Source organism: Salinigranum sp. (assembly GCF_041641895.1).
GTDB lineage: Archaea > Halobacteriota > Halobacteria > Halobacteriales > Haloferacaceae > Salinigranum.
Map to the genome: position 1 here is coordinate 13,303 of NZ_JBEPXO010000027.1, position 20,456 is coordinate 33,758.

At 69.0% G+C, this 20,456-nt stretch carries 22 protein-coding genes; 5 read left to right on the plus strand and 17 right to left on the minus strand.

Going from position 1 to position 20,456, the window contains the following annotated elements; genetic code table 11:
• Positions 1-36: 36 nt before the first annotated feature.
• The 3 genes from ACESK5_RS07735 to ACESK5_RS07745 form a co-directional block, all read right to left on the minus strand.
• Positions 37-1,464: a DHHA1 domain-containing protein gene (locus ACESK5_RS07735; RefSeq protein WP_372910979.1), complete on the minus strand. Its 1,428-nt coding sequence runs from the start codon at positions 1,462-1,464 to the stop codon at positions 37-39.
• A gap of 181 nt (positions 1,465-1,645) precedes the next feature.
• The gene (locus tag ACESK5_RS07740) at positions 1,646-2,368 is read right to left on the minus strand and encodes an enoyl-CoA hydratase/isomerase family protein (protein ID WP_372910980.1); all 723 of its coding nucleotides are present in this window, start codon (positions 2,366-2,368) and stop codon (positions 1,646-1,648) included.
• A 63-nt stretch (positions 2,369-2,431) separates the two neighbouring features.
• Positions 2,432-3,949, minus strand: coding sequence for a MarR family transcriptional regulator (locus tag ACESK5_RS07745; RefSeq protein ID WP_372910981.1), 1,518 nt, complete (start codon positions 3,947-3,949; stop codon positions 2,432-2,434).
• A gap of 167 nt (positions 3,950-4,116) precedes the next feature.
• On the opposite strand from ACESK5_RS07745, the gene ACESK5_RS07750 reads away from it, so the two are divergent.
• Positions 4,117-4,506, plus strand: a complete 390-nt coding sequence (locus ACESK5_RS07750; RefSeq protein WP_372910982.1) for a hypothetical protein — start codon at positions 4,117-4,119, stop codon at positions 4,504-4,506.
• Positions 4,507-4,597: 91 nt separating this feature from the next.
• Here the strand turns inward: ACESK5_RS07750 and ACESK5_RS07755 are convergent, their stop codons facing one another.
• Genes ACESK5_RS07755 through hemC form a run of 3 tightly spaced genes read right to left on the minus strand, consistent with a single transcriptional unit; the run spans position 4,598 to position 7,247 of the window.
• Entirely contained in the window at positions 4,598-5,341 is a 744-nt protein-coding gene (locus ACESK5_RS07755; RefSeq protein WP_372910983.1) for a uroporphyrinogen-III synthase, read from the minus strand.
• Positions 5,338-6,168, minus strand: a complete 831-nt coding sequence (gene cobA / locus ACESK5_RS07760; RefSeq protein ID WP_372910984.1) for a uroporphyrinogen-III C-methyltransferase — start codon at positions 6,166-6,168, stop codon at positions 5,338-5,340. Before cobA ends, ACESK5_RS07755 begins: the two co-directional genes overlap by 4 nt.
• Positions 6,165-7,247, minus strand: coding sequence for a hydroxymethylbilane synthase (gene hemC / locus ACESK5_RS07765; protein ID WP_372910985.1), 1,083 nt, complete (start codon positions 7,245-7,247; stop codon positions 6,165-6,167). Before hemC ends, cobA begins: the two co-directional genes overlap by 4 nt.
• 133 nt (positions 7,248-7,380) lie before the next feature.
• Here hemC and ACESK5_RS07770 point away from each other — a divergent pair, with 133 nt between their 5' ends.
• Positions 7,381-7,806, plus strand: coding sequence for a hypothetical protein (locus tag ACESK5_RS07770; protein WP_372910986.1), 426 nt, complete (start codon positions 7,381-7,383; stop codon positions 7,804-7,806).
• Between the two features lie 16 nt (positions 7,807-7,822).
• Here the strand turns inward: ACESK5_RS07770 and ACESK5_RS07775 are convergent, their stop codons facing one another.
• The 8 genes from ACESK5_RS07775 to hemB all read right to left on the minus strand — a co-directional run bounded on the left by ACESK5_RS07775 (position 7,823) and on the right by hemB (position 16,296).
• Entirely contained in the window at positions 7,823-8,440 is a 618-nt protein-coding gene (locus ACESK5_RS07775; protein ID WP_372910987.1) for a hypothetical protein, read from the minus strand.
• A gap of 150 nt (positions 8,441-8,590) precedes the next feature.
• A complete protein-coding gene (locus ACESK5_RS07780) occupies positions 8,591-9,619 on the minus strand; it encodes an amidohydrolase family protein (RefSeq protein WP_372910988.1) in 1,029 nt (342 codons plus the stop codon).
• A 102-nt stretch (positions 9,620-9,721) separates the two neighbouring features.
• Entirely contained in the window at positions 9,722-11,059 is a 1,338-nt protein-coding gene (locus ACESK5_RS07785) for a glutamate-1-semialdehyde 2,1-aminomutase (protein ID WP_372910989.1), read from the minus strand.
• A 122-nt stretch (positions 11,060-11,181) separates the two neighbouring features.
• A complete protein-coding gene (locus ACESK5_RS07790) occupies positions 11,182-11,535 on the minus strand; it encodes a P-II family nitrogen regulator (RefSeq protein WP_372910990.1) in 354 nt (117 codons plus the stop codon).
• Positions 11,532-12,860: an ammonium transporter gene (locus ACESK5_RS07795; RefSeq protein ID WP_372911006.1), complete on the minus strand. Its 1,329-nt coding sequence runs from the start codon at positions 12,858-12,860 to the stop codon at positions 11,532-11,534. Before ACESK5_RS07795 ends, ACESK5_RS07790 begins: the two co-directional genes overlap by 4 nt.
• A 412-nt stretch (positions 12,861-13,272) precedes the next feature.
• Positions 13,273-13,626, minus strand: coding sequence for a P-II family nitrogen regulator (locus ACESK5_RS07800; protein WP_372910991.1), 354 nt, complete (start codon positions 13,624-13,626; stop codon positions 13,273-13,275).
• Positions 13,623-15,005 carry an ammonium transporter gene (locus tag ACESK5_RS07805; protein WP_372910992.1) on the minus strand — a complete coding sequence of 461 codons (1,383 nt, stop codon included), beginning with the start codon at positions 15,003-15,005 and terminating at the stop codon, positions 13,623-13,625. The genes ACESK5_RS07800 and ACESK5_RS07805 overlap by 4 nt, the downstream gene beginning before the upstream one ends.
• A 310-nt stretch (positions 15,006-15,315) precedes the next feature.
• Entirely contained in the window at positions 15,316-16,296 is a 981-nt protein-coding gene (gene hemB, locus ACESK5_RS07810) for a porphobilinogen synthase (RefSeq protein ID WP_372910993.1), read from the minus strand.
• Between the two features lie 189 nt (positions 16,297-16,485).
• Between hemB and ACESK5_RS07815 the strand changes: the two genes are divergently transcribed.
• Together ACESK5_RS07815 and ACESK5_RS07820 are read left to right on the plus strand one after the other, a co-directional pair.
• On the plus strand, positions 16,486-17,022 hold the full coding sequence (locus tag ACESK5_RS07815) for a DedA family protein (RefSeq protein WP_372910994.1): 537 nt from the start codon (positions 16,486-16,488) through the stop codon (positions 17,020-17,022).
• Between the two features lie 53 nt (positions 17,023-17,075).
• A complete protein-coding gene (locus ACESK5_RS07820) occupies positions 17,076-17,507 on the plus strand; it encodes a universal stress protein (RefSeq protein ID WP_372910995.1) in 432 nt (143 codons plus the stop codon).
• A gap of 6 nt (positions 17,508-17,513) precedes the next feature.
• Here ACESK5_RS07820 and ACESK5_RS07825 read toward each other — a convergent pair whose 3' ends face one another.
• From ACESK5_RS07825 to ACESK5_RS07835, 3 genes are all read right to left on the minus strand, one after another.
• Positions 17,514-18,716, minus strand: coding sequence for an anion permease (locus tag ACESK5_RS07825; RefSeq protein ID WP_372910996.1), 1,203 nt, complete (start codon positions 18,714-18,716; stop codon positions 17,514-17,516).
• A 184-nt stretch (positions 18,717-18,900) separates the two neighbouring features.
• Positions 18,901-19,065 carry a DUF6757 family protein gene (locus ACESK5_RS07830; protein WP_201740311.1) on the minus strand — a complete coding sequence of 55 codons (165 nt, stop codon included), beginning with the start codon at positions 19,063-19,065 and terminating at the stop codon, positions 18,901-18,903.
• Positions 19,066-19,153: 88 nt separating this feature from the next.
• Positions 19,154-19,963, minus strand: coding sequence for a PHP domain-containing protein (locus ACESK5_RS07835; protein ID WP_372910997.1), 810 nt, complete (start codon positions 19,961-19,963; stop codon positions 19,154-19,156).
• A gap of 186 nt (positions 19,964-20,149) precedes the next feature.
• On the opposite strand from ACESK5_RS07835, the gene ACESK5_RS07840 reads away from it, so the two are divergent.
• Positions 20,150-20,434 (plus strand): DUF2795 domain-containing protein, encoded by a 285-nt coding sequence (locus tag ACESK5_RS07840; RefSeq protein ID WP_372910998.1) that lies wholly within the window; start codon positions 20,150-20,152, stop codon positions 20,432-20,434.
• Positions 20,435-20,456: the final 22 nt, after the last annotated feature.

Sequence of the window (20,456 nt, forward strand, 5' to 3'; positions counted from 1 at the left end):
CTAGTTACACTTTCGCTGCCGTCCGCGCACGACGCGTCAGAGCTGTTCGCCGACGATGCGGTCGGCGTGTTCGAGGAACGCCTCCCGCGCGTCGGCCGGGATGGTCGCCCCCGCGGCGACGTCGTGGCCGCCACCGTCGCCGCCGACTGCCTGCGATGCCTCGCGCATCACGACCGAGAGGTCCAGTCCGCGGCGGACCAGTGCGTGCGACCCGCGTGCGGAGACCTTCAGCTCCTCGTCGCCCGCGTCGGCGAAGGCGAGAATCGGGAGGTCGTGGCGGACGCCGCTGGCTCCGACAGCCATCCCGGCGACGATGCCCACGATGGTCTCGCGGATGCGCGACCCGGCGTCGAACCACTGGACGTGTTCTTCGACGGTGACGCCTTCGGTCTTGACCCACTGGAGCCCCTCCGAGAGGTTCCGACGGTGGGTCCGGAGCAGGTGGCGCGCCCGGTCGAGCGCCGGTCCACGGTCACCGAGACAGACCGCGAGTCCCACGTCCGCCCGCTCGTACCGGGCCGTCGCGTTCAACAGCGTCGAGAACTCGCTCACGTCCCGTAACTCCGTCCCGGGCGTCTCGTCGGTGAGAACGTACGTCGTCCCGACCAGGGAGTTGATGCGGTCGGCGGGGACCCCACGCCCGATGGCGTGTCGCACGAGCGCGTTGACGAGCGTTCGTCGTTCCTCGCCCGTGAGGTCGACCCAGTGGCGCCACTCCCCGTCCGACTTGAGGTCGAGGTCGAGGTCCGAGAGGAACGAGACGGTCCCCGCCTCGTCGTTCGAGATGCCGGGGATGCGCGCCTCGCTCGCGTACTCGAGGAGTTTGGGGAGTGGACGGGTCTGTCGACCGTACAGCAGGAGGTCCGTCTCCTCCGACAGGACCCCCATCTCGACCCCCTCGCGGACGATTCTCTCGTTCGCCCCCGAGAGCCCACCGTCGCCGTCCTGCATGTCGCCGACGGCGCCGACGACGGCCAGCCCCGCCAGGTCACGGTTCGCCTCGCCACCCAGTGCGCGGGCGAGGACGTAGCTCGCGCCTGCCCCCGACAGCTCCGAGGCACCGTCGATGCCTTCGAGCAGGGGGTTGAGGTGGTACTGGGTTTCGGCGTCCGCCGGCTGGTGGTGGTCGGCGACGACGGGTGTGAACTCGTCTTCGAAGTCGGTGATGACGTCGAGCTGTCCGCTGCCGAAGTCGGTGAACAGGACCGTGTCGTAGTCGGTTCGCGCGATGCGCTCGACTGCGGCCCTGTCGAGCTGTTTCTCGAAGGTCGACTCGAAGCGGATGCCCGCCCGCTCGAGCGCCCGCGCGGCGATGGCGGCGCTCGTCAGCCCGTCGGCGTCGATGTGGGAGGCGAGGAGGACGCGGTCGGCCGCGCGGAGCCGGTCCGCACACGCCGTGGCACGCGCCGCGAGTGCAGGGACCGGGTCAGTCGCCGCGCCGTCCGTGTCTACGTCCGCGCTCATGGACTCCTCTTAGCGCCCTCTCTGCTATAAACCTCGGTCTCGCGTCCGCGGGCGAGGGTTCACGTACGAGGACGGACTCACCGCGTGCCGTGCGCTGACAGCCACCGGCGGGCGAGTCGCGACGTGACGGTGCGTCGTCCGCCGGGTTCGACCGCACCGTCCGTTCGCCCTCCGTCCTCGGTCACTCCGTGAACGCCCGCGTGGCCGCCCGACACGCCTCGTCGCGCCGTAGCTGTGACAGCGCCCCGCGGATCCGGTCCCGTGCTCCGCCGTCGGTCGACCGTGCGAACCGCCTGGCGGTCGCAGTCGCTCGCTTCGGCGACCTCCCGATGCGGTCGACATACGCCTCGACGGCCGGTTCGAGGCCCCCGGGCTCGACGACGCGGTTGAGGAGTCCCCACTCGTGAGCCGTCTCCGCGTCGATGGGGTCACCCGTGAGCACCAGCTCCATGAGGCGCTTCCGACCGCAGATGTCCCCGACGCGCTCGACGGCGTACGGCGGGTACGCGCCGATCGTCGTCTCGGGAAGCGCGAGTACCGCGTCGTCGACAGCCACCGCGAGGTCGGCGGCGCAGACGAGCTCGAACCCGCCGCCGTACGCGAGACCGTTGACCGCGGCGACGACGGGCACCGAGAGCCGTTCGATACCCCAGAACGCCTCGTACAGCGCGTCAGCCAGCGCTTCGACCTCGGCGGCCGACTCCGCCTCGTCGATGACGGCGATGTCGTCGCCCGCACAGAAGACGTCCTCGACGCCCGTGAGAACTACCACTCGTGACTCCGCCTCCGCCCGCGCGAGTTCCTCGCCGAGCCGACGCCACCCCTCCAGATGGAGAGCGTTCCGTTTCTCGGGCCGGTCGATGGTCACCCAGCGCGCGTCGCCGCGGGTCTCTGCGCTGATCATGCTCTGACACACGTCGGTCCGCGGCAAGAACGCTCGGGCCACCGACCCGGTGGCGCTCTCTCGCTACTCGTCGGACGGTTCGAACGGTGGTTCCGCACCCTCGGGAACGTTGTCGGGGTGGGCGACGATGTTCTCCCGTCCGATGGGTATCTTCTGAATTGCGCCGTCGTCCGCCATCCGCGAGAGCACCCGGCTGACCTTCGACTTCGACCAGCCCGTCTCGCTCACGACGACCGACTGCCGCACCTGTCCTCCGTGGTCGTCGATTACCTCGTGCACCCGCTGCTCGTCGGTAACCGCCGTCGCGACGGGAGGCGTCTCGCCTTCCGTCTCACCGTCGGTGTGTGCTCTCGGTTCCACGTCGACCCGGGTCGTCCCGTCGTTGGACGAGTCGGTCCACGGCGACCCGCGCGTCCGATAGAACAACACGGCTCCGAGGCCGAGCGCGAGTGAGACGCCGACCAGCGCGCCGACGGCGACGCTCGGTGTGGGCGTGAGCGAACCGACCAGTCCCGAGTCGCCTGTCGGGACGGCCCCTCCGCTCGCGTCCTCGGCGGCGTCGTCGACCCCGTCCCCGTCAGTGTCGGCTCGTGTCGGGTCCGTCCCGAGCTGATTCACTTCACGCCCGTCGGCGAGGCCGTCGCCGTCGGTGTCTGCTCGCGTCGGGTTGGTGTCGTATCGGCGGACCTCCGCCGCGTCGTCGAGGCCGTCACCGTCGGTGTCGGGGTTCGTCGGGTCCGTCTCGTGGACGTTGACCTCCGGCCCGTCGTCGAGGCCGTCACCGTCGGTGTCCACCTCCGTCGGGTCGGTCTGGTACTCGTTCACTTCGGCCCCGTCGTCGAGGCCGTCACCGTCGGTGTCCGTGTCCGTCGGGTTGGTCCCGTGTGTGGTCACCTCGACGCCGTCGTCGAGGCCGTCACCGTCGGTGTCTGGTTTTGTCGGGTTGGTCTGCTGTTTGTTCACCTCGACACCGTCCGCGAGGCCGTCACCGTCGGTGTCGGTGCTCGTCGGGTCCGTCTCGTGGGTGTTCACCTCGGGGCCGTCGGCGAGGCCGTCGCCGTCGGTGTCCATCGCGTTGAACGCCGTCCCGCGCTCGAACTCTTCCCGGTTGGTGAGTCCGTCGTCGTCGACATCGCCCGCCGCCCCGAGCACCCGAACGCCGACCGTCTCGCTCGCCAGCGGTTCGCCGCTCGTGTTGGTGGCGTTCGCGGCCCGCACGGTGACGGTCAGGTCCTGCTCCCCTGTCGCGTTCTCCGGGAAGCGGTCGAGCGTCAGCGTGACGTTCGTGGTCGCGTTCGTCCCATCCACCTGTCGACAGGTGGGCGACCCGGCCGCGTCACCGCCCACGCCGGCACAGACGTCGTACGTGTCCGTCCCCGTCGTGACCGAGGTGGTGACGTTCACCGTACGCCATCCGGCGATCGTCGGCCGTTCTCCGTCCGCCACGACGCCCGGCCCCGATAGCGTGACGCTGTTCACGGCCACAGCGCTGGAGCCGGCGGCGACGGCGCCGCCGGTGAGCGCGAGCACGACGACGACGGCGACGACGACACCGGCAGGGGCGGCGAAACGTGCGCTCATGACTCTGTCGCGACACCTACTCGTACCGGCGGTTTAACGCTTTGTTATTCGTCTACTTAACCTGAGTTTCCGTTCGAAACAGTCGAAACAATCCGGCTCCCACGAACCAACAGTCGGGACGGTCGCCCCGGTTTTTGCACCCGTCGCCCGTCGCAGACGACTGCGACATGACTGACGACAGCTACTCTCGACGGAAGTTCGTAGCCGGCGCAACGACGACACTCGCTGCAGCGATTGCAGGCTGCTCGGGTTCGGGCAGCGACAGTGCCGCGGCGAACGGAACGACAGAGAGTCAGGGCGCAGAAGGCGTCACGGACACGGCCGAGGAAGACCAGGCCGTGACCGAGACGGAGACAGAGACGGAGATGGAGACGGAGACCGAGACGGAGATGGAGACGGAGACCGAGACGGAGATGATGACCGAGACGGACTCGATGGAGAACGAGTCGTTGACCAACGAGACGGATTCGATGGAGAACGAGTCGTTGACCAACGAGACGACGACTAACGAGACGCTGACCAACGAGACGACGACCGAAGACGAGGAGTCGGCGTAACTACCGGTCTCGTACGATTCGCCTCTGACTGACGACGGTCTCGCCGACGTTCACCCTTTTCTGTGACCCACCCCCGACGCCAGTGACCACTCTAGTCGTGGTGCGTCGGTGCCGCCGCCTCGACGACGCGGCACGCCAGTTCCTCGAAGTCGGCCCGGTCGGGGACGACGTCGACGTCGACGCCGTTCGCCACGGCCGTCTCGCGTGTCGGGTCACCGATGGCGCCGACGACGGCGTCGTTCAGTCCGGCGACCGCCTCGTCACGGACGTCGCGGTCGGCCGCCGCTGCGAGGAAGTTCTCGACGGTGAGCGACGAGGTGAAGCAGACCCCCTCCAGGTCGCCACTGGCGGCCATCACCGTCGACTGCCCCGCCCCCTCGGGGAGCGTCAGTCGGTAGAGGACCGTCTCTTCGACCGTCGCGCCTGCCGCCCGGAGGCCGTCGAGGAGCACGTCGCTCCCGTGGTCCGACCGCGCGACGGCGACCGTCTCGCCCGCGACGTCGTCGGCGAGGAGGTCGACCAGTCCCGTCGAGGAGTATTTCTCCGGCAGCAGGTCGACCGTCCACCCCGCTGTCCGTGCGGCCTCGGCGGTCGTCGGGCCGATGCAGACGAGCGTCGCCGCCCCCGGCGACCACCCCGACTCCGCGAGGAGTTCGGCCCCGGTCTTGCTCGTGAGCACGACGTACGACGCCGCGTCGGGGACGGCCCCGGTCGGTTCGACGGCCAGCATGGGGTCGGGAACCGGTGTCGCGCCCAGCGAGTCGAGCAGTTCGACCGCGTCGGCGAGTCGCTCGTCGTCGGGACGGAAGACGGCGACCCGGACCTCCCGGGTCATTCGTCCCCTCCGCTCTCGACGGCCGCTCCGTCCTCGGTCTCACCGTCCTCGTAGCCGCTCCGGAGGAAGGTCCGGACCCGGTCGCGCGTCGACGCGACGTCGCCGACGACGGTGATGGCCGGTGGTTCGATTCCGGCCTCGTCGCGGACGTCGACGATGGTGTCGAGCGTCCCCGTCGCCACGTCCATCCCCGGCCACGTGGCCCGTTCGACCAGCGCGACGGGTGTCTCGGGGTCCATGCCCGCCGCCCGGAGTGCGGCGGTGTAGTCGGGGAGCTTTCCGACCCCCATCAGCACGACGAGCGTCCCGCCGGTCGCCGCGAGCGCCGCCCAGTCGACGGCCGACTCCTCCTTCGTCGGGTCCTCGTGACCCGTGACGAACGACACGGAGGAGGCGTGGTCGCGATGAGTCACGGGGATACCCGCAGCCGCCGGCCCGGCGACGGCCGAGGTGATGCCCGGAACGATCTCGAACGGGACGCCCTCGCGCGCGAGGTGTTCCATCTCCTCGCCGCCCCGACCGAAGACGAACGGGTCCCCGCCCTTCAGTCGCACCACGTGCTTGCCCTCGCGGGCGAGTTCGACCAGGCGACGGTTGGTGTACTCCTGCGGCGTCCACTCCCCGCCGGCGCGCTTCCCCACGTCCTCGCGGCGTTCGTCGGGGACGAGCGCGATGATGTCGGGGCCGGGGAGTTTGTCGTGGAGGACGACGTCGGCCTCCTCCAGCAGGCGCCGGGCCTTCACCGTCAGCAGGTCCGGGTCGCCTGGCCCTGACCCGACGAGTGAGACGTGGCCGACGTCGTCCCCGTCTCCCGTCGTGTCGCTCATTCGGCCGCCTCCGTCGCCCGTTCGACGAGTTCCGCCGCGCCGCGGTCACGGAGGTCGGCGGCGAAGTCGGCCGCGGCGGTTCCGTGCTGTTCGACCGGGAGGTCGCGCGACGCCTCGACGAGGTCGCCGTCGGGGCCGAACACCTGGACGGTCGCGTGGACGTACGACCCCTGGAGGACGGCGTGGACGCCGATGGGGGCGATACAGCCCCCGCCGAGTTCCGCGAGGAGCGTCCGCTCGACGGTCGTCTCGACGCGCGTCCGTGGGAAGTCGAGCACCTCGTTGAGCTCTGTGATGTTCTCCGTCGCCGTCACGGCGATGGCTCCCTGTCCGGGGGCCGGGACGAACTCCGTCGTCGACAGTCTCGTGAAGGGGACGTGGTGGTCGAGGCCGCTTCGCTGCAGCCCCGCCTCCGCGAGGACGATGGCGTCGTACTCGACGCTTTCCTCGCGGCTGAGCGCGTTCCGCTCGATTTCGGTCAGCGAGTCGAACCACTCCTCGGGCCGCTGGTCGTACTCCGGTTCGTAGTCGTCGTCGCCGATGTGACCCTTCCGTTCCTTGTCGGCCTCGACGCGCGCCTCGTGCTCCGCCTGAAGTGACGGCGCCAGCACCTTCTCGATTCGCGTGTCGACGTTCCCGCGGAGCGGTTCGACCGTCAGGTCCGGTCGGGCGTGGTGTAGCTGTGCCTGTCGCCGCAGCGACGACGTGCCGACCGTCGCGCCCTCCGGGAGTTCGTTGAGCGTCGCGCCGTCGGGCGTGATCAGGACGTCGTTCGCCGGTGCGCGTTCGAGGACGCCCACGACGACGAGGCCGTCGGGCTGCTCGGTCGGCATGTCCTTCAGCGAGTGGACCGCGGCGTCGACCTCTCCGTCGAGGACGCGCTCGTCGAGCGCGCGGACGAACGCTCCCGTCCTCCCCAGGCGGTGGATGAGTTCGTCGGTGATGCGGTCTCCTTCCGTCTCGACCTCGACGAGTTCGACCTCGTACCGGCGGTCCTCGAGCGCCTCCCGTACGCTCGCCGCCTGTCGGAGGGCGAGGTCCGACCCGCGCGTCGCCAGTCGGAGCGTCCGTGTAGTCATACGCGAAGATGCGCGACCGACGGTGAAAAGCCCACCACTTCGCCGCTCGCCGCCGTCACGCTCTTGTCTGCCCGTCTCGACCAGCCCTCGTGTCCCGCGCACCCTCCCCTCACGTCCGCCGCCGTCCCCTCCGATGACGGCCGACCCGCTCGACCGACTCGCCGGTGCGGTCGGCGAGTTCGTCCGATTCGTCCTGCTCTGGGCCGGCCTCGGCTCGGTGACGAGCCCGCTCCGTCCCGTCCTCTCGGCCGCCACCGGCCAGCGACTCCCGCCGTGGCTCGTCCCGGCCGTCGCCGCGGTCCTCACCAGCGTCGTCTACTGGTCCGTCGGCCGGTTCTCCTGGCGACTGGTCGGCCGCGCGTGGCTCTGCGGCGTCGTCGTCACGGTGGGGTCCGTCGTCGGCTTCGTCTTCCTCCCGCTCGACGACGGTGCCGTGCTCGTCTCCGTCGCGGCCGCAACCGGCTGGTGGCTCCTCTCGGTCGGCGTCGGTGTCGCGCTCACGTCGCCGACGCTGTGGCGGGCGTTCCGCGCCCGGGTTCTCCTCCGGTCGCGCTCGTAGCGCGCCCGGGTTCTCCTCACGGGGTGCCGAGTTCCTCGTGCCGCCTGTAGAGGTAGTACAGCGCGAGCGGGACGCTCACCACGAAGTTCGTCACGAGGACGGCGACGACGGCGAGCAGCCCCCAGAGGACGGGGTCCGGCGCCCACTCTCGACCCTCTCGTTCGACCGCCCGGGCGTCGACGTACATCGCGACGGGAAACGCGAACGCGATTGCGACGCCGACGAGACCGAACAGTGCGGCGACGCCACCCAGGAGGACGAACGTCGAGAGACTCGCCAGTCCGCCGAACCCCACCACGTCGAGCAGGCCCGCGAAGACGAACAGGCCGGCGGCGACTGCCCCTCCGACGAGGGTAACGACGAAGTACAGCGGCACCGCGGCGATCCAGTACCACCACTTCGAGTCGACGCTCGCCTCGGGGAGCAGGTCGTCGAGCGTCCGCCGGAGGCTCTCGCTCGTCGTCTCGGAGGCGTCTGCGGACCCCTCCGACGGGGTGACCGTCCCGCCGCCCCGACCGGATTCGGTTCTCTCGTCGCCGTTCGCGGCGTCGGTCCCCGTGGGCGGGTCGAACTCGACCGACGACGGTTCGTCGACGTCGTCTCGGTCACCGTCTTCGTCGCGTGGAGGGCTCATGTGGGGTCGGAGGGCGTCCGTGAACTCAACTCTCTCGGTCGGGTCGTCCCGTACAGCACGACCACCCACTCCGATTCCGTGACGGACGCGTCGGTCGACGGGCCCCGCCGACGGCCGTAGATCACGAGTGCGCCCCCACAGACTGGGCGTTCAGTCGCCCGATGACGACACGACCGTCTCGACGTCGCTCGCCCCCGCACGGCGGACGACGGCGTGCAGTGGGTCGGTACACCCCGCGAGGTTGTCCGAATCCCCGTCGAGCACGAGGAGGTCCGCGGCTCGACCGGGTTCGACGACACCGGCGTTCCGGTCGATGACCTCGCACCCGGCCGTCGTCGCCATCCGGAGCACCTCCCGGGACGTCACGTCGAAGGACTTGGCGGTGTACGCCATCTCCCGGAACATCGACGGCGCGTTGAGCATGACGTTGTCCGTCCCGAGGGCAACGGTCGTGTGGTCGAGTAGGTCCCGGAGCGGTGGCCGACCCACGCCGAGCACGAGGTTCGCCCGCGGACACACCGCGATGGGTATCTCGCCCTCGGCGACGCGGGCCAGATGTTCCGGTCCGGCGTGGACCATGTGGACGAGGAGGTCCGGCTCCAGGTCGAGCGCGGGGTGGATGTCGTCGGCGTTCGGTTCGCCGGCGTGGATGGCGAACGGGACGTCTGCCTCGCGGGCCGCAGCGCGCCGTTCGGTAAAATCGTCGTCGGCCGCGCCGCTCGCGCCGAAGCCGTCGGCCACCTCGAGCACCGACGGGTCGTCGCTCCCGAAGACGAACGCGTCGATGGACTGCCCCCGTGCGGCCTCGCGGAGCGCGCGGGCGCCCTCGACGCCCGACTCGCGGAAGTCGAGGAACGCGGTGGTCCCCGTCCCTTCCATGAACCGCAGGGTCCGACGAATCGCGGTCACGAGCTCTGTCCTGCTCGCGGCCGCCAGCCGTCGGTGTTTCAGACTGTCCGGCGGCGCGACGGCCTCGTCGAGAGAGAGACCGACCGCCGCCTCCTTCGCGACCGAGTCCCCGATGTGGGTGTGGGCGTTGACGAACGCCGGGAGGACGATGTCCGTCGACGTCGTGTCGGTTCGCTCGACGGCCTCGATGCGGCCGTCCTCCACGACGACGCGGCCGCGAATCGGCTCGAACGACTCCCCGGCGAGTATCGTTCCCTCGAACTGCTCCATGCCGAGTCACACGCGCCTGTACCGATATAGGTTCTCGTCACACGGCCCGGAGCGGTCCGACCTCGGAACGCGGTCGGACGGTGCGTCCCGGGAGACGGCCGATCAGAGCGCCTCCTTGTACGCTTCGAGCGTCGCCTCGACGTCCTCCTCGGTGTGGGCGTAGGAGACGAACTGCGACTCGAACTGGTTGGCCGTGAGGAACATGCCCTGGTCCTTCATCTCCTGCCAGAAGACGCGCTCCCAGCGTTCGGTCTCGGCGTCGGCGACGTCGTGACCGGTCTTCGGGCAGTGGTCGAACCGCGGGCAGTCGGTCCGCTGCTCACAGCCGCTGGAACACTGGTCGCCGAGGCTGCTAGGTGCCCGCCTGGTGAAGACAGTCTTGAACATCGAGTCGGTGCCGACGACGGTGTACTCCGGCGCGCGCTCCTCGCAGATGTCGGTGATGCCCGCCCGGAGCGTCTCCCCGAGTTCGTCGACGTGGTCGTACACGTCGTTCTCGGCGGCGTAGGTGAGGTACGCGTGGCCCGCCGCCATCGTCACCGGGTGGCCGGAGAAGGTGCCGGACTGGAAGACGTCGCCGGACGGGGTGAACGACTCGAGTATCTCCGCCTTGCCGCCGATGGCGCCGACGGGGAACCCACCGCCGATGATCTTCCCGAACGTCGTCACGTCGGGCGTGACGCCGAGTTTCGACTGCGCACAGCCGAGGCCGCCGACCCGGAAGCCGGTGATGACCTCGTCGAACACGAGGAGGGAGCCGTGGTCGTCACACAGTTCGCGCAGGGTCTCGTGGTAGCCCTCGACTGGTTGGACGATGCCGTAGTTCCCGAGGATTGGCTCGACTAGGACGCCCGCGATGTCGTGACCGTGTTCTTCGAACACGTCCTCGACCGTCTCCTCGTCGTTGAACGGCACCGGGATGGTGTGCTCGGCGAACGACTCGGGGATTCCTGCGGTGGAGGGGCGGGGGTTCTCGGGGCCGCCCTCGACGAGCGTCGACTCCTGTGCGCCGTGGTAGCCGCCCTGCATGACGACGATTTTGTCCCGCCCGGTGTAGCCGCGGGCGAGTCGGACGGCGGAGACTGTGGCTTCGGTGCCGGAGTTGACGAACCGGATCATCTCCACCGAGGGGACGTGGCGAGCGACGAACTCCGCGTGGTCGACCTCGATCTCCGTGGGCGCGCCGTACATCGGGCCCTCGGAGGCGTACGACTGGACGGCCGCGCGGACGGGGTCGGGCATGTCGTGGCCGTACAGCAGCGGGCCGTACCCCATCACGTAGTCGATGTAGCGGTTGCCGTCGGCGTCGACGACGTGGGCGCCGTCGCCGCGCTCGACGAAGAACGGGTACGGACGGGTCGCACGGACGGAGGAGTTGACGCCGCCGGGCATCACGGAGAGCGCCCGGTCGTACAGGGCGCGGGAGCGGTCGTGGTTCATGGGTCACCACCGGAGCGAGCGTAGTTCATGACCCCGCTTGGGTTGGCCCTGACTTGGTAGTGTCGCCACTGTCGGGCAGCGTGTCGAAAGATGTCGAGAACGGAGTCGGGTCGGCCGTCGCCTCAGACCGCTTCGGGACCGCGCTTCCCGGTACGAATCTGGACGGCGTCGGAGACGGGCAGGACGAATATCTTCCCGTCGCCCTTCTCGCCGGTGTTGGCGGCGTCGCTGATGGCGTCGATGACGTCGTCGGCCGGGACGTCGGCGACGACGCACTCGACCTTCACCTTCTGGTGGAGGTCGACGGTGTACTCCTCGCCGCGCCACTGGCCCTTCTTCGCCGGCTGTGAGCCGCGGCCCGAGACGTTCGTGACCGTCAGCGACGGTGCGCCGACCTCCGCGAGCGCCTTCTTCACCTCGCCGAGTTTCTCGGGACGAATCATCGCGACGACCATCTCGATTTCGCTGTCTGTCATTCTTCGGAGCCTCCGTCCGTCCGGACGACGTCGTCCGACTCAAAGCTGATGCCGCCGTCGGCGGCGACGTCGGGCTTGCCGAACTCGGGGTAGGTGTCGACGCCGTGTTCGGAGGTGTCGAGGCCGGCCCGCTCGTGTTCGGGGGTGACGCGCGCCTGGCCGATGGCCTTCAGGACGGTGAACACCGTCGCCGTCGCGGCGAACGTCCACAGCGCGATGACGGCCACGCCGACGACCTGGTTCACCAGCGAGCCGACGGTGAACCCGTCGACGCTGAAGAACGGGAACAGCACCGCACCGAGCACCCCGGCGGAGCCGTGGACCGGGAACACCGCACAGACGTCGTCGATTTTGAGGCGCTTCTCGACGAACTCGAAGACGATGGGCAGCTGTGCGCCGGCCAGCAGGCCGATGACGAGCGCGCCCGGCCAGACGACGGCGTCGGTCACCGAGGTGATGCCGACGAGGCCCGCGAGGAGACCGTTGGCGACGTAGAGCGTGTCGACCTTGCCGGTCTTCACGACCGAGAGCGCGGCGGCGCCGATGGCGCCCGCGCCCATCGCGAGCGTCGTGGTGAGCGCGACGCGACCCACGTAGCTGAACGAGCCGAGGGTGACGCTGCCGTCGTCCGCCATGGCGAGCGGCGCGGCGGCGGTGCCGACGTTGAAGCCGTACCAGCCGAACGCCAGTACCAGGGTGCCGAGCACGGCGAAGGTCAGCGAGTGGCCGGGGATGACGTTCACCGAGCCGTCCTCGTTGAAGCGGTCCATGCGCGGGCCGATGATCCACGCCGCGGTGAGGCCGGCGATGCCGCCCATGCCGTGGACGATCATGCCGCCCGCGAAGTCGTGGAAGTTCGAGAGGAAGCCGCCGGCCCAGGTAAAGCCGACGACGACCGGGTAGATGACGGCGGCGAGCGCGATGGTGTACGCGACGTACGCGCGGAGTTTCGCGCGGCCCGCGACGGCCCCGGAGACGATGGTCGCGGCGGTCATCGCGAACACCGCGCCGAAGAGCCAGCCGACCCACGCCGTGGACTCACCGGGGTACCAGATGTCCGTGAACGCGCCGCCGACCGAGTACGAGCCACCGCCGGTGGCACCACCGACGATAGTCGAGATGGCGGCACCGACGAGGAAGAAGGTGATCACGCCCACCGACCAGGTGAGCAGGTTCTTCGTCAACTGGTTCGCAACGTTCTTCGAGCGCACCTGCCCGGCTTCGAGCATGGCGAAGCCGGCGTGCATGAAGAAGATGAGGAACGTGACGGTGAGGACCCACACGAGGTTCACCGCCTCGACGATGGCTGCGAGGTCCGACTGCATCAGGACGTTCACGTTCATTGGGACGATACCTCCGCGGGTGGTGCGTCGATCGTAAGGCTTGGACAATTGGTCATGATTTTCCAATATTTCCGCGGATTTGTACCGCGGAACACGAGAGTACGTATCTACATCCGAGTATATAATGATTGGTCTTTACAAACGCGGAAATACGGTGGCCTTAATGGTCATCCGTCTAATCTGAAATCAGATATATGGTATATAAGGTCGTATCTATGAGCTTTCGATCACAAATGTTGCCACGGAACTGGACGTACGTCGACCCTCTTCGCGGCGGCGTCGAAGGACACGAGCCGTCGCGCGAGCGGCGCGCGCGCCGACAGCGGACGGACGACGCTCCGCAGTCGGTGTCGGTGAAGAAATCGTCGTCGACGGGTGCGGGTGACTGGCCCGCTCAGACGGCTTCCGTGCCGGCCGTCCCGGTGCGAATCTGGACGGCGTCGGAGACGGGCAGGACGAATATCTTCCCGTCGCCCTTCTCGCCGGTGTGGGCCGCGTCGGCGATGGCCTTGACCACGTCGTCGGCGGGGATGTCCGCGACGACGCACTCGACTTTCACCTTCTGGTGGAGGTCGACGGTGTACTCCTCGCCGCGCCACTGGCCCTTCTTCGCCGGCTGAGAGCCGCGACCCGAGACGTTCGTGACCGTCAGCGAGGGCGCTCCCGCCTCCGCGAGCGCCTTCTTCACCTCGCCCAGTCTGTCGGGGCGGACGACGGCGACGACCATCTCGATGTCCGAGTCGCTCATTCGTGCTCACCTCCGTCGGTGCGGACGCCCCCGTCGGCGGTCACGGTCGGCCGCTCGGACGACGACTGGTTGGGGACGAACTCGGGGTAGACCGACACGCCGTGTTCGCTCTCGTCGAGGCCGAGTTCCTCCTCCTCCTCCGAGACGCGGAGGCCGAAGAGGGCGCCGGCGACGCTGAACGCGACGATGGTCGCCAGCACGGTCCAGGTGCCGATGACGAGCACGCCGACGACCTGCATGACGAGCTGGTTCACGCCGAGGAACGTGTAGCCGCCGGACGCGGTGACACCGAACACCGGGATGAGTGCGGTCCCGATGGCACCCGCGCTCCCGTGGACGACGAAGACGCCGCAGACGTCGTCGATCTTCAGCGAGTCGACGACCCAGCGGAACGTCGGCAGCACGAGCGCGCCGGCGATGGCGCCGAGGATGACGCCGCCCCACCACGTGACGTGCGGGACCGCGCCGGTGACTGCGACCAGTCCCGCGAGGAGTCCGTTCGCCGCCCACAGCGGGTCGGGCTTGCCCTGCCAGGCCGCGGAGACGATCATCGCGGCCACGCCGCCGGCCGCCATGCCCAGCGTCGTGTTCAGCACGACCTGACCGAGCGCGCCGCCCATGAACGTGAGCGTCCCGTCGTTGGCGGAGAGGACCGTCGCCTGCGTGCCGACGTTGAAGCCGTACCAGCCGAACGCGAGGAACAGCGTCCCAAGCACCGCGAGCAGCATGGAGTGACCGGGAATCGGCGTGGAGTTGCCGTTCTCGTCGAACCGGCCCTGACGCGGGCCGACCATCTTCGCGCCCACGAGGCCGGCGATGCCACCGACCATGTGGACGACCGTCGCACCCGCGAAGTCGAGGTAGCCTGTCCCGAGCGCCTGCCCGACGTAGCCGCTCCCCGAGAGGAGGCCGCCGGCCCACGTCATCCCGGTCACGACGGGGTAGATGAACGCCGTCATCGCCGCCGCGACGAAGACGTACGCCGAGAAGTTCATGCGCCCGGCGACGGCCCCGGAGACGATGGTCGCGGCGGTCATCGCGAACACCGCGCCGAAGAACCAGCCGATGTACGCCGTCGGGTCGTTGATGTACGCGAACGCGCTCCCGACGTCGAGTGCCGTGCCGGGTGCAGTCAGCATCCCCACGATGGAGCTGACGCCGGCCCCGATGGCGAAGAACACGAGGACTCCGAGCGTCCAGTCGGTCATGTTCTTCATCAGGACGTTCCCGACGTTCTTCGCGCGGACCTGTCCCGCTTCGAGCAGCGCGAACCCCGGCTGCATGAAGAAGATGAGGAAACAGACCACGAGGATCCAGACGTTGTTGACGCCGTTGGCGATGGCGCCCGCGTCGAGCTGGAGGAGCAGGTCGACGGTCACGCCCGTTCACCTCCTGGACGAACGTCTATTTCTGGTCCGATACACAGTGGATTGGACATCTGCATCACGCCTCATCGTCATGAACAGGGAATACATAAATCATAGTGTTGACAAACGTCCATTCATTCTCCGATTAATATACGAACGTCTAATATGGGGAACAATAATATGTGTATAAGGTCCGGATTCGTTGCGAACGAACGCAAATGTTGCACGAGAATCTGGACGTTCATCGACGCGCTCTCCCGTCCGACGGGACGCTGTGCGCGCCCGCGCCGCCACCCCTCGCTGGACGAGTGTGGGAGACCGCTCAGAGGTGGTCGGCGACGTCCTCGGCGAAGTAGGTCAGGATGAGGTCCGCGCCCGCTCGCTTGATAGAGAGGAGCGACTCGAGGGCCGTCTCCTCTAGCGAGAGCCACCCCTTCTCGGCGGCGGCGTGCAGCATCGCGTACTCTCCGGAGACGTTGTACGCCGCCACCGGGTGGTCGAACTCCGTCCTGACGCGGTGGACGACGTCGAGGTAGGGCAGAGCGGGCTTCACCATCAGCACGTCTGCACCCTGCTCGACGTCCAGTCTGACCTCTCTGAGCGCCTCCCGGGCGTTCGCGGGGTCCATCTGGTAGTGGCGGCGGTCACCGAACGCCGGTGCGCCGTCCGCCGCGTCGCGGAACGGCCCGTAGAAGGCCGACTCGTACTTCGCAGCGTACGACATGACCGCGACGTCCTGGTGCCCCGCCGCGTCGAGCGCTTCGCGAATCGTGCCGACCATCCCGTCCATCATCCCGCTCGGCGCGACCATGTCCGCGCCGGCCGCGGCGTGTGACCGGGCGGTGCGTGCGAGCAGTTCCAGGGTCGCGTCGTTGTCGACGGTCAGGTTCCCCTCTTCGCGTGCGTGAGGCTCCAGTAGCCCACAGTGACCGTGGTCGGTGTACTCGCACAGGCAGACGTCCGTGACGACGTACGCGTCCGTCTCGCGAGTGATGCGCCGCGTGGCCTCCTGAACCACGCCGTCCTCGGCCCACGCCCGTGACCCCTCGGGGTCTTTCGATTCGGGGATGCCGAACAGCATCACCGCCCGCACGCCGGTGTCTCGTACCTCCTGGACCCGCGCGACCACCTCGTCCACCGGGACACGCTCGTGTCCCGGCATCGACTCGATGGGGACGCGCTCGTCGGCGGTGGCGTCGACGAAGACCGGTGCCATGAGGTCCGTGGCTTCCACGCTCGTCTCGGAGACGAGCGGCCGGACGCCGTCCGTCCGGAGCCGTCGCGGGCGGTCGGTGAGGTTCATGCGCGTGGGTTAGACGGTGCGTGTCAAAGACGCATCGTTCCGCGCCGCCCCGTTCCTCCCGTCGTGTCGTAGACTCGCTCCCCGCTCGTCCCTAACGCGCCCGTCCTCACCTCTCCCGTCCGTTCTCGCTCTCGCATCCGCGACCCGGACCACAACGGATTTGACCGTCGCCACTGTGAGCACCGGACGATGGAACTCATCTCGCCCCCGGTGTTCGCCCAGTTCGTCGGCGAGATGCCCCCGACCCTCCGTGCGCTCCTCGACTCGGAGTGGGCGCTCGTCGCGCTGTTCGGCGTGTTCGTCCTCGAGGGAGCGATGCTGATGTACTTCATGCCGAGCGAACTCATCGTCCCCGGCTCCATCGTCCTCCTCGGCGCCGACGCGCTGCTCCCCGTACTGGCAGTCGCCGTCCTCGGCGCGACGCTCGGGCAGTACGCGCTGTTTCTCGCCGCAAAGCGCGGCGGCCGGGCGTACCTCGAGGAGAAGCGCTGGTTCCGTATCTCCCCCGAACGGCTGGACCGCTTCGACCGCTGGTTCGACCGCTGGGGCCCCGTCGCGGTGCCGGTGAGCAACGCGCTGCTGTTCACCCGTGGTATGCTCACCGTCCCGGCGGGGTTCGCCGAGATGGACGACCGACAGTTCGTCGTCTACTCCGCTGCTGGTACCCTGGTCTTCGAGTCGGTACTGGCCGCACTCTACTTCGCCGGGTCGTCACTCCTGTTCTGAACGGGTGTACGAACCGAAACGCTCCTTGCACGCGCCCGCCCACGTGTGAGTCGATGCCTCCCTCTCACGTGCTCGTCCCGCTCGACGGCTCTCCCCTGGCGGACCAGGCGCTGGTCCACGCGCTGGAGACGTTCGACTGTCGGACGACCGTGTTGAACGTGGTTCAGCCGCTCGACTCGGGGATGAGCGAGGGGGGCGTACTCACCCCCGACGACGAGCGACTGGCCGACGCGCGTGACCGCGCGGAGACGCTCGTCGCCCGCGCCGAGCAGCGGGCGACCGAACTCGACGGCGTGGTCGAGACGGCAGTCGAGACGGGTGACCCGGCCGAGACCATCCTCGCGTACGTCGAGGCGCACGACGTCGACCACGTCGTCATGGGCGGCCACGGCGGGACGAAGAGCGACCTCGCGCGCCGACTGCTCGGAACCGTCGCCACCGTCGTCGTGGGTGAGGCCCCCGTGACGGTGACGGTCGTCCGCTGACCCGGCTCAGCCGCCGAGCGCGACGGCGAAGGCGCGGTAGAGGCCGAACCCCACAGCCACGGACGTGACGAGCGTCAGGACCCAGAAGAGGAGCGTCACGCCGATCTTCCGGCGCGAGACGCCCGCCGATCCGCCGGCGAGGCCGCCGCCGATGACGCCCGAGATGATGATGTTGTTGAACGAGATGGGGATGCCGAGCGCGATGGCGGCCTGCGCGATGATGAAACCCGGGACGAGGGCCGCGATGGAGCGCCGCACCCCGAGCTGGGCGTACTCGCGGGAAGTCGCCTGGAGGAGTCGCGGTGCACCCATCCACGCCCCGCCGAGGATTCCGGTCGCGCCCACCGCCAACAGGGCGATGCCCGGGAGGCCGAGTTCGGCCCGGTAGAGGTTCTCGAGGGGGCCGGTCGCCAGTCCCACCTGACTCCCCCCGCTGGAGAACGCGACGACGCTCCCCAGGAGGACCAGAAAGGTCCGGACGCCGCGGTCGACCGACTCCTGCGTGCGGCGCTGGATGAACCGGAAGCTCAGGGCCGCGGCGACGAGCGTCACCACGAGGACGTCGAGTTCCACGCCCAGCACCGGGGGCGTCTCGACGGCGCTCCCGACGAACGCCGCGAGCGACCCCTGGTCACCCCCGGCGGGGTCCGGGATGACACTCAGCCGGACGTTGGCGACGATTCCGCCAACGACGGCCGCCAGAAGCGGTACCCCGACCGTCTCGGGGATGTCGTCCCGCCGGAGGACGGTCGCCGTGAGGTACGCCAGCCCGCCCGACACTGGCGGGACGAGTATCCAGAACGTCGCGATGCGCCGGTAGGTGTCGAACGCGGGCGTCCCACCCAGCGACAGCCCGACGCCGACCATCGCGCCCGTCGTGGCGAACGCGGCGGGGACCGGGTAGCCGGTGTAGACACCGAACGCCATGAACGCCGTCGCGGTCAGCAGTCCCGCCGTCGCCGCGAGCGACGTGATGGCGACGCCGTCTATCAACCCGGCGCCGACCGTCTCGGAGATGCTCCCCCCCTGTGCGAGCGCCCCGAGCGCCGCCAGGATGCCGATGAGGAAGGCGGCACGCATCGTCGAGATGGCGTTGGCGCCGATGGCGGGCGCGAAGGGCGGTGAGTTGCTGTTCGCCCCGAGGGCCCACGCCGTTGCCAGCCCCGTCACCGTCGCGAGCACGACCAGCACCCAGAAGGTGACGCTCATCACGGCTGCCCACGCTCCATCGGCTGTCGACGTGTGCTCCGCCCGGTCCGGTCACGGCGCTGGCCGTCGTCGTCGTTCCCGCCCGACCGGCAGCGGACGCCACTTCCGGTCTCCATTGACGCGGTAACTCATCGGCCGAGGGATAAGCGTTCCGTCGGACGTGTCGACGAGAAGAGTGGGGCCGCTACTCGGTGCGGTCGATGTCGAGTTGCTCCCGGAGGGCCGAGAGCTCCTCTGACTCCGCGAGCGTCTCAAGCCGCTCGTGGAAGTGTGTGTCGCAGAGGCCGACCTTCACCCCGTCCTTCTCGGCGGCGTACGCGGCCTCCCGGTCGCAGTAGTGACAGCGCATAGTTGCACTCCGAACCCCGGCGGGATAAGCCTGCCTTCTCCGGCACGCTTGGTGGGTCCGCGGGCGCGTCGTCCGGGCCCCGCGTCGGTCACGAGTCGCCGTCGATGCGCGCGAGGAACGACCCCGCCTCCTCGCCGGAGAGCCCTGCTCGGCCGAGCGTCCGGTCGTGGGCGTCGCTCCCCCCCGTCCGGAGGAGGTCGGCCTCGCGGACGACACGTTCGACTCGCGCCGCGTCCACCGGGCGTCCGTACGCGTAGTAGCGCTCCACCGCGCCCAAGTCGCGGGCGAGGTCGAGCGCCCGGTCGAGGTTCCGGTATCTGAACGGGTGGGCCAGCGAGACGACGGCGCAGGCGTCGTGGAGGAGCGCGGCCCCCGTCTCGAACGTCGGGAGGTCGCGGGCGCGGTAACAGGCGCAGTCGCTCCCGATGAGGTGGTCGAACGCTCCCTGGTAGTCGTACGGCGCGTCGCTCCGCTCGACCGCCCGCGCGATGTGCGGCCGGCCGACGCCTTCGGCGGGGTCGATGGCGAGCGTGACGTCCAGTTCGTCCTCGACGCAGTCGACGATGGCGCGGGCCCGTTCGATGCGGTCCCGCTGGAGCCGGTCCAACTCGCGCTCGAGCGCCCCGTCGTCGCGGACCGCGTAGCCGAGAAGGTCGACGCGGAGGTCACCGGCGTCGACCCGGAGTTCCACGCCCCGGACGAGTCGGACGTCCTCGGTGACGGTCACGGGCGCGTTGAGGCCGGGGTGGACCCGGTCGTGGTCGGTGATGGCCACGGTGTCGACACCGGCCCGCCGTGCCGCCGCCGGCACCTCGTCGAGGGTCAGCGTCCCGTCCGACGCCGTCGTGTGGACGTGGAGGTCGGCGTCGACCTCTCCGGGCCCCTCGGTACGCGTCATACCCGGCCGTGAGGTGCCACGACGCAAAGCGCTTGTGTCGGCCTCGCATAATCTCGTCCCCGACGGGGGGTGAGAGAAACTACGTCATGACAGTCCATGGCATTTTAACACTCAAAGGGGCTTGCAAGCGACTAAGGTCGTACATGGAAAACCATTATAGTTGTGCGGCAGTTCGGGATGAATGTAATGCGCCTGAACGGCACCCAAGAGGCAATCGACGCGGCCGAGTACCCGCTCAGCAGTGAGGAGTTCATCACACAGCACGGCGACCACACCATCGAACTCGCCAACGGGACGGAGACGGTCGCCGACGTACTCGGTCGACTGGGTCCGGAGACCTTCGCGTCCGCCGAGGACGTCACCACCTCCCTCTACTCTGCGGTCTCGCACAAGGGCATCGGCCGACGCTTCTACAGCGACCGCGACGTGTACACCATCGGCGAGGACGGCCCGACCCCCGAATCGTTCTGAGACGACACTCGTCCTGACTCTT